Source organism: Chlorobiota bacterium (assembly GCA_016710285.1).
Classification (GTDB): domain Bacteria; phylum Bacteroidota; class Ignavibacteria; order OLB7; family OLB7; genus OLB7.
Window position 1 is genome coordinate 4,296,917 of record JADJXR010000001.1, and the last position, 16,406, is coordinate 4,313,322.

At 50.3% G+C, this 16,406-nt stretch carries 14 protein-coding genes and 4 tRNA genes; all 18 read right to left on the bottom strand.

The window, feature by feature from the left end; translation table 11 throughout:
• Window positions 1-31: 31 nt before the first annotated feature.
• The 18 genes from secE to secD all read right to left on the bottom strand — a co-directional run bounded on the left by secE (window position 32) and on the right by secD (window position 16,214).
• Window positions 32-214 (bottom strand): preprotein translocase subunit SecE, encoded by a 183-nt coding sequence (gene secE / locus IPM61_16145; GenBank protein ID MBK8912839.1) that lies wholly within the window; start codon window positions 212-214, stop codon window positions 32-34.
• A 241-nt stretch (window positions 215-455) separates the two neighbouring features.
• A tRNA-Trp gene (locus IPM61_16150) sits at window positions 456-528 on the bottom strand.
• Between the two features lie 721 nt (window positions 529-1,249).
• Window positions 1,250-1,399, bottom strand: a complete 150-nt coding sequence (gene rpmG, locus IPM61_16155) for a 50S ribosomal protein L33 (GenBank protein ID MBK8912840.1) — start codon at window positions 1,397-1,399, stop codon at window positions 1,250-1,252.
• 31 nt (window positions 1,400-1,430) lie between these two features.
• Window positions 1,431-1,503 (bottom strand) — tRNA-Gly (locus IPM61_16160).
• A 22-nt stretch (window positions 1,504-1,525) separates the two neighbouring features.
• A tRNA-Thr gene (locus tag IPM61_16165) sits at window positions 1,526-1,598 on the bottom strand.
• Between the two features lie 240 nt (window positions 1,599-1,838).
• Window positions 1,839-1,921: transfer RNA gene (locus IPM61_16170), tRNA-Tyr, on the bottom strand.
• Window positions 1,922-2,047: 126 nt separating this feature from the next.
• The gene (lpxB, locus tag IPM61_16175; GenBank protein ID MBK8912841.1) at window positions 2,048-3,169 is read right to left on the bottom strand and encodes a lipid-A-disaccharide synthase; all 1,122 of its coding nucleotides are present in this window, start codon (window positions 3,167-3,169) and stop codon (window positions 2,048-2,050) included.
• 323 nt (window positions 3,170-3,492) lie between these two features.
• Window positions 3,493-4,077 (bottom strand): sigma-70 family RNA polymerase sigma factor, encoded by a 585-nt coding sequence (locus IPM61_16180; GenBank protein MBK8912842.1) that lies wholly within the window; start codon window positions 4,075-4,077, stop codon window positions 3,493-3,495.
• 113 nt (window positions 4,078-4,190) lie between these two features.
• Entirely contained in the window at window positions 4,191-4,952 is a 762-nt protein-coding gene (locus IPM61_16185; GenBank protein ID MBK8912843.1) for a hypothetical protein, read from the bottom strand.
• 188 nt (window positions 4,953-5,140) lie between these two features.
• A complete protein-coding gene (locus IPM61_16190; GenBank protein ID MBK8912844.1) occupies window positions 5,141-7,450 on the bottom strand; it encodes a hypothetical protein in 2,310 nt (769 codons plus the stop codon).
• A gap of 753 nt (window positions 7,451-8,203) precedes the next feature.
• The gene (locus IPM61_16195; protein ID MBK8912845.1) at window positions 8,204-8,554 is read right to left on the bottom strand and encodes a hypothetical protein; all 351 of its coding nucleotides are present in this window, start codon (window positions 8,552-8,554) and stop codon (window positions 8,204-8,206) included.
• Window positions 8,555-8,709: 155 nt separating this feature from the next.
• Window positions 8,710-9,009 carry a hypothetical protein gene (locus tag IPM61_16200; GenBank protein ID MBK8912846.1) on the bottom strand — a complete coding sequence of 100 codons (300 nt, stop codon included), beginning with the start codon at window positions 9,007-9,009 and terminating at the stop codon, window positions 8,710-8,712.
• Window positions 9,010-9,088: 79 nt separating this feature from the next.
• Window positions 9,089-10,033, bottom strand: coding sequence for a Dam family site-specific DNA-(adenine-N6)-methyltransferase (locus IPM61_16205; protein ID MBK8912847.1), 945 nt, complete (start codon window positions 10,031-10,033; stop codon window positions 9,089-9,091).
• Window positions 10,030-10,947, bottom strand: coding sequence for an EcoRV family type II restriction endonuclease (locus IPM61_16210; GenBank protein ID MBK8912848.1), 918 nt, complete (start codon window positions 10,945-10,947; stop codon window positions 10,030-10,032). Before IPM61_16210 ends, IPM61_16205 begins: the two co-directional genes overlap by 4 nt.
• 202 nt (window positions 10,948-11,149) lie before the next feature.
• Window positions 11,150-12,415 carry an adenylosuccinate synthase gene (locus IPM61_16215; GenBank protein ID MBK8912849.1) on the bottom strand — a complete coding sequence of 422 codons (1,266 nt, stop codon included), beginning with the start codon at window positions 12,413-12,415 and terminating at the stop codon, window positions 11,150-11,152.
• A 166-nt stretch (window positions 12,416-12,581) separates the two neighbouring features.
• Window positions 12,582-12,908, bottom strand: coding sequence for an STAS domain-containing protein (locus IPM61_16220; GenBank protein ID MBK8912850.1), 327 nt, complete (start codon window positions 12,906-12,908; stop codon window positions 12,582-12,584).
• A 31-nt stretch (window positions 12,909-12,939) separates the two neighbouring features.
• Window positions 12,940-13,953 (bottom strand): protein translocase subunit SecF, encoded by a 1,014-nt coding sequence (gene secF / locus IPM61_16225; GenBank protein ID MBK8912851.1) that lies wholly within the window; start codon window positions 13,951-13,953, stop codon window positions 12,940-12,942.
• Window positions 13,954-14,024: 71 nt separating this feature from the next.
• On the bottom strand, window positions 14,025-16,214 hold the full coding sequence (gene secD / locus IPM61_16230; protein ID MBK8912852.1) for a protein translocase subunit SecD: 2,190 nt from the start codon (window positions 16,212-16,214) through the stop codon (window positions 14,025-14,027).
• Window positions 16,215-16,406: the final 192 nt, after the last annotated feature.

Here is a 16,406-nt window from a genome sequence, read left to right on the forward strand (position 1 = left end):
TATGTTCAGGTTGGTACATTGGGCAGGAGCCTTAAAACAGAAGTCCAAAGAGTTTGGTCAGGACAAAATCAGCAACGCCAACCATCACCACCACGCATAAGCATACAACGATGGTGACAGCGGTGGATTCCTGTAATTGCTCCTTGGTCGGCCACGAGACTTTCTTCATCTCGCTGCTGACATCGCGAACAAAACCAACGATAGTCTGCTTCATAAGTATCGTCTATCCCTCTGAAATATCTGATTCTTGCAGGACTTGAACCCGCAACCTTCCCGATTGGAATCGGGATGCTCTACCCCTTTCTCAACTTGCACGGGCGGCAGGACTTGAACCCGCAACCTTCCCGATTGGAATCGGGATGCTCTACCCCTTTCTCAACTTGCACGGGCGGCAGGACTTGAACCCGCAACCTTCCCGATTGGAAATCGGGATGCTCCACCCCTTTCTCAACTTGCACGGGCGGCAGGACTTGAACCCGCAACCTGCGGTTTTGGAGACCGCTGCTCTACCAATTGAGCTACACCCGTAAACGCTCTATTCTGTTGGGCAACCTCCCCGATTGGAAATCGGGGTGCTCTACCAATTGAGCTACACCCGTAAACGCTCTATTCTGTTGGGCAACCTCCCCGATTGGAAATCGGGGTGCTCTACCAATTGAGCTACACCCGTAAACGCTCTATTCTGTTGGGCAACCTCCCCGATTGGAAATCGGGGTGCTCTACCAATTGAGCTACACCCGTAAACGCTCTATTCTGTTGGGCAACCTCCCCGATTGGAAATCAGGGTGCTCTACCAATTGAGCTACACCCGTAAACGCTCTATTCTGTTGGGCAACCTCCCCGATTGGAAATCAGGGTGCTCTACCAATTGAGCTACACCCGTAAACGCTCTATTCTGTTGGGCAACCTCCCCGATTGGAAATCGGGGTGCTCTACCAATTGAGCTACACCCGTAAACGCTCTATTCTGTTGGGCAACCTCCCCGATTGGAAATCGGGGTGCTCTACCAATTGAGCTACACCCGTAAACGCTCTATTCTGTTGGGCAACCTCCCCGATTGGAAATCGGGGTGCTCTACCAATTGAGCTACACCCGTAAACACTCTATTCTATTGGGCAACCTCCCCGATTGCAAATCGGGGTGCTCTACCAATTGAGCTACACCCGTAAACACTCTATTCTGTTGGGCAACCTCCCCGATTGCAAATCGGGGTGCTCTACCAATTGAGCTACATCCGTAAACCGCGTGGTTAGCGTGTTTCTTTGTGGACGGTGCGTTTGTTGTCCCACTTGCAGAATTTTTTGTATTCCACACGCCCTGATTGCTTCTTCTTGTTTTTCGTCGCGGTGTAGTTACGACGCTTGCACTCGGTGCATTCCAGTGTAATGATGTCGCGCATGGTTTTCGGTTTCCGAAATGATAAAGGATAGAGCGGGAGACGGGACTCGAACCCGCGACCAACAGCTTGGAAGGCTGTGACTCTACCAACTGAGTTACTCCCGCTTAACGAACGGTATTGAGAGAGAGCTCACGACCGGGATTGAACCGGTGACCTCGTCCTTACCAAGGACGTGCTCTACCAACTGAGCTACGTGAGCGTAAACACTCTACTTGCTATGATGTGACGAAGGCGGTGGGATTCGATCAGGGAAGAGATGATGGAGGTTGTTCACCCGTGATGGCAAACGCCCCAACATCGTGCTGATGAGCAACTCCCGCATGGCTTCCCAGCCGACAAGCCCACCGTGTGGCGAACTTGTTCTGAGCGGTAGTCTTCCCCGGTCTGTTTCCCCGGAGCCGTAACGTCACTCGCAAATAAATCTGACAAAGAACTGAAGTGGGCAGGGAAGGATTCGAACCTCCGTACTCGTAAGAGAGCAGATTTACAGTCTGCCGCCATTAACCACTCGGCCACCTGCCCTTGGCTGTGCGGGGGGTTGTTGACCCCCTTCGTTTAAGAGCCTGCAAATATAGGCGAAGCGGGTAGCGGCTGCCAAGCATTTTTTTGGCAAAAAACAACGACTAACAAAATGGCACGAACTCCAAGCTACCGGGCAGTTGCTGGGCGCAAACCGTACGTGCTGGCGATATGCTCGGCAATGCGTGCGTGCACGCCCGGGGCCTCCAAACTGTTGCGGACCTGCAGCAAATCCGCCGCCACTTGCTGGCGATAGCCGGCATCGGTGGCCAGCCTTCGGATTTCATCGGCCAAGCGTTGCGGGGTGGCATCCGTTTGCAGGAATTCCCGAACGATCTCCTTCCCCGCAATGATGTTCGCTATCCCCAGCTGCCGAACCTTTGCAAGCCGGCTGAAGATCGCAAAGTTGATGGCGGAGGTCCGGTAGAACAACGCGTACGGCACCCCAAAAATCGTTGCCTCCATTGTGGAGGTTCCCGATTTCACCAACGCGACATCGGCCTGCATCAGCGCGCTGTGGGGTTGGCTAAGAATTTCGATGTTGGCTCCGTTCCCCAGAAGCAGATCCGGCGGTATCGAAGGGGCACGCTGCACCACGTGCCGGAACCGCTCGCCCAACAACGCCGCCACCTCCCTCACCAGCGGCCAATGGCGCGCAATCTCCCCTTTTCGGCTCCCCGGCAAGTAGGCAATGGTTGGGATGGAGTTCGGCAATGCAGCCCGCTTTTGCGATTCCAATTCCGTGAGAAGATCAACCAGCGGATGCCCAAAGTAGTTGGCGGCGATGCCATGCCCCCGGAAATACTCCACCTCGAACTTGAAGCCAACAACCAGCGTGTCAATCACCCGGCGCATCTGCTTCACGCGGGACTCCTTCCAGGCCCAGACTTGCGGAGCCATGAACCAAACAACCGGGATCCCGCGCTCCTTCAGCACCGCAGCCAATTTCAGGTTGAAGCCAGGGTAATCCACCAAGATTGCCAGTTGTGGGGAGTGGTTTGGGATGGAGTTCACCACATCCGTAAAGATTCCCCGAAGGGTCCGGTACTTCCGCACAACTTCGCTGATCCCCACCACCGCCATCTGGTTGATGTGATGGAGCAACTCCACCCCTGCTTCCTTCATCCTCTCCCCTCCCGTTCCGTAAAACTTGAGCGCAGGGTTGATCCGCTGCAGTTCGCGAACCAGCAGCCCGGCATACGTCTCCCCCGATTGCTCGCCGCTGATGATAAGAATTGGGTTGTTGGACATCACGATGAAAAGTAAGGAATCGGGAGCATCAAACCCGGAGGATATTTTGGGGGATGACAATCTTTGATAGAGCTTTGATAGACCCGCCCGCGCAAAGCAAGAATACTGCATGAACACAAAACTCTATTTTGGCGAGAAGAGTATCAGCAACACCTTGCTTCCTGCAAGGCATCAACACACCCCGCCTTATTCCATCATCCATGAATGAGGCTTCGATAAAAATTATTAGGAGTTGAATGATGAGAGGCGACTGTTATGCTCAGAAGAGGTACTGACGTATTGTAGGTTGACTTCTTTCCTTTGGACGTAGCTCAAGACCTGTATTAGTACAAGTCATGTAATTCGGGGAAATTGCGCTTCAATTTCTCTTTCGCTCGGTTCCCTTTTTGTCGTATTGCTTCCTCACTCTTTCCAAGTTCCTGAGCAATCTCTTTATAACTATAGAGTAGCCCAAAGTGGTAATAGACAATCATCTGTTCTTCTTCACTCAACACATTCTTGATTCTCTCCCAATCTATGTGTGCGTCAATGAATACTCCCACTCCCACTCCCACTCCCACTCCCACTCCCACTCCCACTCCCACTCCCACTCCCACTCCCACGTGGATATTTTCATCAAATGATTCATGGTTTATACTGGCTCCTCCTTTTCGCTGCTCCCTGCGTTGATATTTTTGAGCTTCATGTTTAAGAATTCCGAGCATCCAGTATGTGAAACTTCGTTCTGGATCCCACTGGTGAAATTCTAACCACGCTTTTGCTTTTGCTTCACTAAGGATTTCTTCTCGTGCATATTCTTCGCTCACATTCCATCGAAGCCATCTCAAAAGTATGGGATTAGCAACTTCAATAAGGTACAACCATTCTTCCGTTACTGTTGTTCTTTGCTGGCGGGGCGAGGAGGCCATTACCAAACTCCTATATGTAGTATCCTGTAGTTTCGATCCTATACTTTGTTCTAGAAGGTTTGCCACAGTTGTGAAGTCTTGTTGGCTTTGGCGATGCTTCGATGGCTCCCCTCTCAAAAATCTTGCATAATCCCCAGTGTCAGCGATTGGCGTATCTGGGTGCGCCGGGTTTGCCTTACATCTTGCACCACCGTAAAATTCCACGTTACTCCAATAAACTTCCACACCTTCACTCGTAACTCGTTCTCCGATCGCACAGCCCATACCCTAACATCGTCGAATGATCCGAACATCCCAAAACGTCCCGTGTATGTGAGCGATGAGTCTATCTGGGCCGACATCTCATTGACCCATTCAACTCCCGACTGAGCTTTGTAAGCCTCAATTTCTGGGGTTCGTACATCGTTGGTTTGTTGTGTGTGATAGTGTGCACGAAGCTGCTGTAACGTGAAGCCGAGTCGTGAACTCCATGAAGCAGTTTTGCTTCCAAGAAAATAAGTACCGCCAAGTGCCTGTTGCGATGTTACCGGATCCCAAAGGTTTGCTGTGCGAATTCGCTGTCCACCAACAATGGCAAACGATTCGGTCAGAGGCGTGCGGAAATTGGCACTAGCGTAAGGATTAACCATCCATCCAAGCGGCAGCACAATAATTGCTTCGGCAAACGCCTCATTATCACTCAGGCGAAAAGCGTTTTGTGGAATGGAGTCAGCACGGTAGCTGCCACCGATCAATGTTGTAAAGGTTGTGCGGAAGGTGCATGGTGTAAAATTCCACTGATAGTTACTGCGAGTAGAAATCCGTGCTGAAACTATGGATTCATCACCTTGCAGAGTGTTCCATGAAGATGATTGAACAAAGGAACAGTTGATCAAAGTTCCGGTGGGTAGCAACGGCGGTGGAATAGGAGTCTGTGCAACCAGAACTCGACTTATGGTTATCCACAGCAAGCACCACCAACTTAGGGGATTGTAGGACGATGATCTCATGCTCTTTCAAACGGTCGTTCATATACCTATTCATTGCTCGTGTACTATCGGCAGCATCCTGACTGGGTTTGAGCTTATTTCACCACCACTAACGGAGCACTGTACTCTCCTTCCTCGGTTGTCACCATCACACGATAGGAGCCGCTTGGGAGTTCGTCCAGATCCACTTCTATCACCTCTTTATCTTGATCCCACCGACGCTCCTGCAAAACGCGATCATAGACTTTTGTCCCAAGCATATCATACAGGCTGATGCGCCGTGCGGCGCGTGCCCCATGAATCTCTATTTGGCGCTTACTTGCTGCGGAGATTGTCGGCAGAACACGAATGGTGATGTTGGATGATGGCGCACCCAGAGTTGGAACCGATGTCGCTGGTGAATCAAATGCCCCACGAACTAACACTCCATCGCCATACACAATGATCGTTCTTGAGCCAGGGAGCAATGCCGAACCCAAAAATATTACGGCGGTATCTCTTGCTTGATATGGCCACGGGTATTCTCGATTCCATGATTTACCTCCATCCGTGGTTTTCATGATTAATGCATTGCCACCAACAGCATAGCCTAACGAATCGCTGTAGAACTGGATATGGTTGACTGTTCCACCCGATACTTCTACCGAGTCCCAAGTTTCCCCGCCATCAGTAGTATGGAGTATGTAACTTGGAAGCGGAGACCATCCAGAAACTCCAAAACTTATCCAACCTTCTGTAGCATTGCGGAAATAAAAACTCTGATAATTATGATTTTGTTCGGAATATGATTGCCGAATTTGTTGCCATTCAACGCCACCATTTGTTGTACGATAAAGGCGGCAAACAAAATGAGAATCCAATATATGAGCATCTTCTGGAATACTAACAAGCGAAGCCCACATAGTGTTATGATTGACCACTAACAACTGTGAGATTTTACCACGATAAACAGGAATTTCTCTCCATTGCCACGATGCACCACCATCGCTTGTATAAAACACTAAGCTATCGGCACCAAAATATCCATCTCTACTATTTAAAAATTGCAGTGCTGTTCCGCTACTATACCGTTTATCATGAAAATTTGGTCTGATAGCTTCCCATCTTCTTCCTTGGTCAGAAGAAGTATATAACGTGCCACTTTCAAAAGGGAGTCCAATTAGCTGTTGCTTATCTAATGCTGCAAGGCTATACAATGCACTTGGTGCCTCGTATGTATGCCAAGTTAATCCAGCATCTTCGGTGCGCAATGTTGTGCCATATGCAGATCCCCCAATGACGATTCCCGATGAAGAACTATAAAAATGGGATGCATACATTGGCAATGTAAATTGAGGGAAATGGGAGCTAGACCACAGTCGTGCATAGGAACGCGTTTGCCATGTGCGCCCCGTGTCATTGCTTACAATAATGCTTGCTTGCCGCCCTACGGCTGTTATTTTCCCACTCTTGCTAAAGTCTATTGCCGTCAGCGGATACCATTCGGCTAACAATCCTGTTTGTATTTCTTGCCAAGTTTCCCCTCCATTATCTGAAGCAACAACTTTAACTCCCAACGTATCAGTTGCCCTCGGGAAATTACCTGTAGCTATTATTCTACCATTCCCAATAATTTTTACAGCTTCTGGATAGATATTCAATGCTGCTGTCTGAGCCACACTCCAAGTCTTTCCCTTGTCGCGACTGATCTGAATAATTGGGGCGCGTGACGGTCCAATTCGGTACCCAACAACCACGATGGTATCATTCAGAATATCTATTCCTGTATAGCGAACTAATGAATCGTTCGATAACGACACCTTATGCCATGCCCCTCCTCCATTGTCGGTTTGAAGCAGTGTATTATTTAATCCACAGACAACGCCAGTCAGGCTATCAATAAATTTTACATCTATCAAATAGCTTATTGTACCCGATACTAATTCGTTCCATGTTTTTCCTCCATCAGTAGTGCTAATAACTTTTCCGCTATCACCCACTGCCCACCCTTTCAGTCTTGTTGGAAAATCTACACCTGAGATAGTTCCGGCTGCTGGTAATTGAACCGGACTCCATGTTTGTCCTCCATCGTTAGTATAAATACACACCCCTTGCGTTCCAACAGCAAACCCTTCTTTTTTGTCGAAGAAATGGACATCAAGCAACACTTCTCGTGTGCCACTTGGCACATAGTTCCATGTTAGACCAGCATCCTCTGAGCGCATAATGACACCGTTATCCCCCACAACTATAATTGTCTGATTATCTAACCATGCAACTCCATAGTTGTCGGTTGCCACTTCTTGCCATGTTTGAGCAATACTGCTATACCCAACTATGAATAGCACGAAGAAGATGGTAAGCGAGTGCCGATAAATGTTCCAGCCGTGTAGCTGTGGTGTTATTTGAGTAAAAAGATGCGCCATTGGGAAATTGGGTTTGTAGTTACACAGATCGTTGGTTCTTTGATAAAGACTCGGTCATTCTTAAGAATGTCACCGATACAAGAAAAAAATTACCAGTACAAATGAATCATAGTGCTCTTCAGAGTTGAAGAGCACTATGATTCAACACCCATGCGATCTTATCCTCATTACGGGCATTGCGTTGGTTCGGGAGTACCAGCTGGCGGGCACATTGTAGTACACCCAGTTTCGTATTCACATTGATCCGATGGTGAAGAACCTTTATAAAACGCCCGCAAAGTGCCATCGCAACGGCAACATATCTCATAAAGGTCTCCACAACCATCGTTTGCTGCGGAAGGGCATGGTTCCCAGACACCATTTACCGTATGTCCACAATTTCCCCATCCTACTTTCATTATTGGTATAACTGTTGGGCAATTCCCAGCACAATTTAATCCAGCAGGATTATTTTCAATAAGTGCCTTAGCGATTATCCTCATATTTGCACCATCAATAACACAGGGTGTACCAGAAGAAACTATTGTCACCTTAGTAATACGATATTGGCTAACTGGTCCAATATATGTACTACCAACACAGTACTCTACCTGAACAGTAGTGGTACCGCATGGTGGTGGTAACACCACTGTTATTGTTGTTGTAAATGGTCCTGCGAAGCCAGTGGGGCACTGCGCCAAACCGGAATATGTCGTCGTAATAAGTATCGCTATTGTGGCAATACTTAGCATCCGTAGCTTGGTTATTCCCATGCTACACTTCTTGCGCCATGTCTGGCACATTGTGATCGGCGTTGTTTGTTTCATTGTTCCAAAAAGGTTGGTGTTTGTTGTAGTCGGTAGTACAGCCTTTTTGTCCCTTACGGTTCTTGATTCCTGCTGCCTCGGCGTAGTAAGGGTACGCTGCGGTTGCAGGAGCCTTTGAACACTCCAAAAAAGCAATTCCTGACGGGTACCAGAAAGCGGGTGCTTCGTCGCCATCCTTCCCGTTAAAAACGGGCCATCGCTCGCAAGAGATTCCTTTCATCAATGCCCTTGCCATTGCATATATGCCGGAATGCTGTAAAACGTGACAGAGCAGGTAAAAAAATATCAAAGGGAACATGAACAGGGTACACTTGGGGTGGCTACCAATGGAGCGAGGTAGCCGCTCTGACCTTCTCAAGGCCGAAGTACCCCCCCCCCGCAAACAACAACGGCATCTTGCAATCAAGCAAGATGCCGTTGTTCTATTTACTCTTTGCCAGTCTATCTCTGGGCCTAACTCCCTTTGGCAAGCACCTTCGTCATTGCTGTCACCGAACCGTAGGCCGGTATCACCGGAAGGGTTATGCCGGTGTAGCTTCCCAGGTTGATTGCCTTTGCTTCGCGCTCCTCGCGGATGATTGCCCCAAGCTCGGCACTGGTCCACGTTGTTCTGGTGATGGAGTTCGTGTTCAGCGCGACAACCTGGTCCCCACCAAAACCCAAGTTGACGATCACGCTGAATTTCAGATCAAGCCGGTGCGTCGTCTTCGTGGTTTTGTAGCTGACCCCGTCAAGGGAATTATGCAACATCATGGATACGAAATTTCTACGAACCGATTTTCAAGGTATCATTGAGCACGTAATTCCTTTCACGAAACACTCCCTCCAACTTTTATGGAATGTTATGTCCCACACTATAATTCCAAGGAATGGTTAATTGCTCGGCCTGTGATTGTGATTTTACCCCGTGGTTGTGCTGTGCAATCGTATCTATATCGAAATTGCAGACCAACGCCTCAACGATTGTCCTCCTGTTCTCCATACTGGCACCATTATGATAGAAGTGATCCCTAGTAATGATATTGAATTTCTTCCAGAATTTATCAATCATCTCATTTTTTCTCCAATCGTTATGATGCCATGTTGAAAGAATGAATTTCGCTTTAGTTTCGGAAAGCAAGTGGAACAATGTTTCCTCATCTTTCTCTGTCCAGCCGTTGTAGTAATCAGTGTGCCGACCGAAGTACGGTGGGTCACAGTAAACAAGGTCGCGCACTGTTGCAAGAGGAATGATGTCTGCGAAAGATTTATTATAAAATATCCAATTAGGTTCAGGTTGGATAACGCCATCTACCGCCGTTATTTGGTTAGTAATTTTTGTAATGTACGCTTGAGTAAAGCGATCTGGCTTTTTGCAAAACGGGATATTCCAATTGCCCTTGCTTCCAAAACGCATCATCCCATTAAAACCCGCTCTTGATAAAAAAATAAAGTCATATGGTGAAAATTCACCGCTATTAAAACGGCTTCGGATTTTCAAATAATGCTCATATCCATTATTGTCTGCCATGCTGAGCAGCTTCCCCTCTTTCTCCAGATACTGTTTCATTAAAGAGGCTGTAATAACCTTCTGTTGAATGCCTTTATAAAAATTGATGATATGAGGGTTTGAGTCGTTGAGTATTGCCTTTTTATACCCTGAATTAAAAGCCACAACACCTGTTCCAAGAAATGGTTCTATCCATGCACCTAAAACTTTAGGCGCAACGTCCATAATCCAAGAAACCAATTTGGTTTTTATGCCTTGGCTTTTTATGGGAGGGACAATCACTCTCATTTTTCTTTTTTATTTGAAGATTTAGAGACGATCTTACTCCAAAGGTCTGTTCTTCCTTTGAATTCTAAAAAATCTTTGAGAGTCGTGATTTTTGTTGGCTTGCCATTTTTCATCATCGTAGCTGAGCCATAATTCATCCAATACTCGTCGAACCATTCCTCTCCTAATTTGCTAAAAACTCCATTTTCATTCTTCAGGTCTTGTATGTCAAGAATTGATCCAATATTTGCCGTGTTCCCTGACCCTTGTTTATCGCTCGCAATTTTCCATTTCTCTGCCGCAAAGAAATCAAAGTCTTTTATTACCGAAGTAATGGATTTTAGATTTTTTATCGTTGTCACTTGACGCTCACTGCTTTTTTTGCTCAATAGGTCGAACTCTTCCTGAAGCTCTTGTACTTGAAAGGATTGAATTTCCGAAAGACTATCAAGGGAATCTGCTCGAGTGTAAATAATTCCTATGCAGTAATGTCCTAGATAATGATTGTATGGAAACTGAATGTTTTTGCTCTTTTCCCGCTCCTTAAAATACCCTCCGTGGCTACCAAGGGTAAACCCAGCGGTTTTATCATTTCTCCTGACAGTAGTTTTAATATCAACAGCAAACTTCACGTCTTCATCATCTTTTCGTATGAACGTTAAATCAGGATACCAATTCTGTTTTTCAGCAAGAACAATATTAAAGCCAATGCTTTCAGCGAATTGCACGATTTGCGGAAAGATGTGTATTTCGAGGATTTTAGAAACGATTTTCGTATCGGAAGAAATCGTGTAGATGTTCTTATAAACATCAATAAAACCTTTTATTGCCCAATCACCATTTTCAGTGGACACATACCTTTTGAGCTTGCCAGTGAAACTCTCAAGCTCTTTTTTAAACTCCATTTTATACTTCTTTCTATCCTTCGGCTGCATTGCTTTGTTGTAAGAACATTGATTGCTTGGCTGACAAAGATATGGTTTACCACCGAGAATTCGCCGCCTGCAACGCCTCCAACCGCCACCTTGCCCGCTGAGTTCTTCCCCAAAAGATCTATGAACCAGCTCATAGACAAACGGCGCAGATGATGCCCACCCATCACCTGCGCCGATTACATTCGCCGATATGCTGGCGTAATTACCGGATCACGATCTGCTCACGCCCGGGGCCGGTGCCAAGATAGGTCACTTTTGCCCCAACGAACTCTTCGATGAACTTGATGTAATCGCGGGCGGCGGCGGGCAGATCCTCCCACGTGCGACAACCTTCTAAGCTGGTGTTCCAGCCGGGGAGCATCTGGTACTGGGCATCCACCCGTTCAAGGCTGCCACATTCGCTGGGGAAATACTTCAGCGTCCGCCCGTCCAGTTGGTAGCCGGTGCAAACGCCGATCTCCGAAAAATTATTCAGCACGTCCAGCTTCGTCAGGACGATCTCGGTGATGCCGTTAATCATGGCCGAATAGCGGAGCGCGAACAGGTCCAGCCAGCCGCAGCGGCGCGGGCGGCCAGTGGTTGCGCCGAACTCCGCCCCCTCGCTCCGCAAACGCTCCCCAACCTCGTCGTGTAGCTCGGTGGGGAATGGCCCGTTGCCAACGCGGGTGCTGTACGCCTTGACGATCCCGATCACCCCGGTGATGGCCGTTGGCGGCAATCCCAACCCCGTGCAGGCCCCGCCAGAGGTTGGCGAGGAGCTGGTGACAAACGGATAGGTCCCGTGGTCAACATCCAACAACGCCCCTTGCGCCCCTTCCAGCAGCAACCGTTTCCCGCTGCGCCACGCTTCGTTCAGATACGACGTGGTGTCGGTGATATACTCATCTATCTGCTTATCGAACTCTAGATATTCCGCCACCGTTTTCTCAACATCTAACTCCGGAGCATCATAGACTTTGCGGAACCATTCGTTTTTTTCGGCAATGGCGCGGCGCAGTTTGGCCTCCAACAACGTCCGGTCCAGCAGGTCCACAATGCGGATGCCGGAGCGGTTGTATTTGTCAATGTAGGCAGGGCCGATTCCCCGCCCGGTGGTTCCAATCTTCTGGTCGCTTTCCTGAAGCTGGTCCAGCAGTTTGTGGTACGGCATGATAAGATGCGCCTTGTGGCTGATCTTCAGCCGCCCGCTCATGGAGATGCCCAGCGACTCCAACCGCCGGATTTCATCCATCAACGCCACCGGGTCAATCACCACTCCGTTGCCAATCACGCAGGTGACACCGTCGTGAAGGATGCCGGAAGGAATCAGATGGAGCACATATTTTTTCCCATCCACAACAATGGTATGCCCTGCGTTTGCGCCCCCTTGATACCGCGCAACAACGTCCGATTGCTCGGTTAGCAAATCCACAACTTTCCCCTTCCCCTCATCCCCCCACTGTGCACCGACGATAATTTTGACGCTCATGGTAGTGGTTTTTTCGGAACATGAAACAGCCCCGATTCCGCAATCAGCCACGCACGTGGCGTTGCAGGAATCGGAGCATGAAGATTGTGTGGTCGTGTGGCGGCCATGATGAACTCATAGCCACCGTTGGCCACCCCGCGCCGGGCATCGGCGCGCAGGCGGGCATTTAGGCAAGCGCATCTTCGCGCGTGGCGAAGGTGCGGAACACGGCATCTAAGCGGGTCATCTTGAACAGGCTTAGAATTTTTTGGTTGGCACCAACAACGCAGAATTCCCCGCCAGCCCCGCGAACGGTTTTTGCGGCCCCCACCAGCATTCCCAACCCCGAGCTGTTCATCAGCTCCACGGCGTTAAGGTCCACCACCACCCGGCGCGCACCACCACGAACCAACTCCCCCACGCCGCTGGTGAACTCCATGGCATCGGCACCGCCAAGCACATCGCCGTTGATAACGATAATCGCAGGTTCCGTCTGTTCAACCGTGAATTTCATGGGAGTTAGGGGAATAAAGGGTTCAAGGTTTTTACCGCGCCACCGCTGCGGCTTTGCGTTGGCGGGTTTCTTCGATAAGGCGCTGCGTGTGCTCGGCAAAGTCACGCTCGGCACGTGGGTCCAGCTTCCCTTGCTTCACAAGCACGCTGATAACGAACGCGCTGGCGATGTAGATGGAGGAGTAGGTTCCGGTGATAATGCCCACCAACATCGTGAACGCAAAGCCGTTCAGAACCTCGCCCGAGAAAAGCAACAGGATCACCAGCACCAGCGCAACCGTCAACGAGGTGTTGATGGTGCGGGGAAGCGTTTCGTTGATGGAGCGGTTCATCAACATCATCAGGTTTTCGCCGCGATGCAGCTTGCGGTTCTCGCGGATACGGTCGAAGATGATCACCGTGTCGTTGATGGAGAAACCAACCACCGTCAGGAACGCGGCCAGCATCCCCATGTTCATCTCCAAGTTCAGCCCAAACACTCCGTTGAAAATCACCGCAAGGGCGAAGGCCACCAGAACGTCGTGGACAAGGGCGATCACCGCGCCAAGCCCAAACAGGAACTCGAACCGGAAGGTGATGTACAGCAAGATGGCGATCACCGAGACGATCACCGCAAGCAACGCTTTGCCCCGCATCTCCTTGCCAACTTTTGGGCCGATGTTATCCACCTTCAACAGCGTCATGGTGTTGCCAGGGAAGGCGGACTGGATTTTTTCTTGCAGGGTCCGCGCCAGCTTGTTGGCTTCCCCTGTGCTAACAGTGGCAGCTTCCTGCTTCACACGGATCAGCACTTTGTCGTCGCCGCCGTACGATTTCAATTCCGACCCTTTGAAGCCAGCGTTATCCACGGCGGTGCGGATTTCATCAAGCGGAATAACCTTTGCGAATTTGAAGGCAGCCTCGGTTCCCCCCTCGAAGTCAATGCCGAACTCAACGCCGCGGATAAACGCCGCGATAAGCCCCGCAACGGTGATTGCTGCCGAGACCCAGTAGAAGAACCGGCGTTTGCCGATGAAGTCAATATGTGTGTTGCTGAAAAATTGCATAGCCTACGTTCGTTCAATGTTCAGTGTGTGGACTGTTGACCCGCGACGCATCATCACGTCAGCGTTGTTGGTTAGGCGCGGGCCTGTTGGGCTTCGGTGACTTTGCGAGACTTCGGTTGGCCAAAGTTGATCGAGGTTGCCCCCCGATCCAGCATAATCATAAAGACTGTTTTGGTCATAAAGACCGCCGTGAACAGGGTGGCCAGAATACCGATGATAAGCGTCACGGCAAAGCCCTGGATTGGACCGGTGCCGAACACAAACAGGATGATACCGGTGATGATCGTGGTCAAGTGGGTATCAATAATTGCGGCGAACGCTTTGTTGTAGCCGTCGTTGACCGCTTGGTGCAATCCGCGCCCGCGCGCAAGCTCCTCGCGGATGCGCTCGTAGATCAGGATGTTGCCATCCACTGCCATGCCGATGGTGACCACCAAGCCGCCAATGCCAGGAAGCGTCAGCGTGGCTTGCAGCGCGGCAAGCACCGCCATTGTTAGATAGACGTTAATAATCACCGCCACATCGGCAACCACCCCACCGAAGGCGTAATACATCGCCATGAACAGCACCACCAACAAAGCGGCAAGCAACATCGAGTTGATCCCTTTATTGATGGAGTCCTCACCAAGCGACGGGCCAACGATCCGTTCTTCGATGATTTTAATCGGTGCTTTTAACGCACCAGCTTTCAGGACGATTGCAAGAAGCTCGGCCTCTTGAAGATCGCGCGAGCCGGTGATCTGGGAGCTTCCGCCGGCGATGCGGTTTTGCACGGTTGGTGCCGAATAGACCGCCGAGTCCAGCACAATCGCCACCCGCTTCTTGATGTTCTTTCCGGTGATGTCGGCCCAGCGGTCGGATCCGTCGTCGCTCATCTCCATGTGGACCACAGGGCGGCCCGTCATGTTGTCGAAGTTCTTCGTCGCGTCGGTGATGACCTCGCCGGTTAGCTCGGCATCGCGGGTGACAACGAACATGCTGAAGATTGCCTGCGGGTCATCTTTCTTGTTGGTTTGGCTTTCGCCGTGGGCCGAGAATGCCACCACCATATCCTCAGGGATCACCGCACGGACATCGGGGCGCGCCAAGTATTCGCGGATTTTCTCCACACCGGCTTTGCTGGTGTAGAAATCATACTGCCCTTTTGGGAAGCTGCTGGCTTGGCCTCCGTAAATCGCCGTCACATCCTCCCCTTTTGCGTCCGAGTTTTGGCGGTAGATCGTCTGGAACAAGGTGGAGAATGGATGATCGGCCACGTACCGCTTCCCTTTCTCCTCGTCGCTTAGCCCCTTGTATGGGTCGTTCGGGTCGCCAGCGGTGTCGGCAGGTTTTGCCGCGCTGTCGTTTCCGGTTTTCTTGCTGCTGTCGTTTTGGGCAAGCTGGGTGTTCGTGTCGGCTGGTGCCTTCTTGGCGGAGTCGCCCTTCTTGGCAGTGTCCACTTTCTTTGCCACTGCAGTGCTGTCAATCTTGGCCGCGCCGCTGTCCTGTTTGGCAATGGTGGTGTCGGCAGCCGCCTTCTTGGCGGTGTCGTTCGGGTTGACTTTCCCGGCCAGCACTTGGTCAATTTTCTTGAAGACCTCAATCACATCGGTCCCATCTTTCACCAGCTTGAACTCTAGACGTGCGGTGGTCTGCAGCAGGCCGCGCACTTCTTCCTCGTTCTTCGCACCAGGAAGCTCCACAATGATGCGGCGCCCGGTTTTGGTGATTGATGGCTCGGTAACGCCGTAGCGGTCAATGCGGCGGCGGATCACCTCTTCGGCCTGGTTCACGGCCTCGTTGATGTTCTGCCCCAGCTTGGCAAGGATCGCTTCATCGCTGATGTCTTCGCCAAGATTCAGGTCCGTGTAATAATCCAGCAGCGTGTGGCCGGTTGGGCCAACGTGTTGCTTGAAATTGCGGGCGAAGATGTCAATCACCGGTTCGTCGGAGAGTTTTGCCTCGCTCTCGGTGGCCTCAATCGCTTTGCGGAACGGGTCGTCAATCGCGTCGCGGTTGGCGGTTTCCAGCAGCAATGCCGGCGCATCTACCTCCATGGTGATATAGATACCCCCCTGCAAATCAAGCCCTAACTTGATCCGCTTTGCGCGGGCATCCTCCCAATCTTCTCTGTGGATGGAGTCCCACTTGACCCGGGCAATGGAGTCCAGGGCGTTCCGTTCGCTATCCAGCGAGTAGAACCTGTAGGTTGGCCACAGGAAGAAGCCCGCCGCAATGATGGACAGGGCGATAAGAATCAGACGAGTTGTTGTGGATTTCACTGACGCAGCTCCGCAAAGGTTTTGATCTGGCACGCGTTTTCTTCCACGCCGCCAGGCTTCCGTACTTCGTGTTGAATCGGATTGTTGATCTGGGTTCTTGTAAGAAAGGCTTCAAATATAATCGCGACCGCTTGTTGCAGACAATAGCAAGTCGTGTGCGAGTTGTAAAACGATGAACGGGCGGGCGCAGGG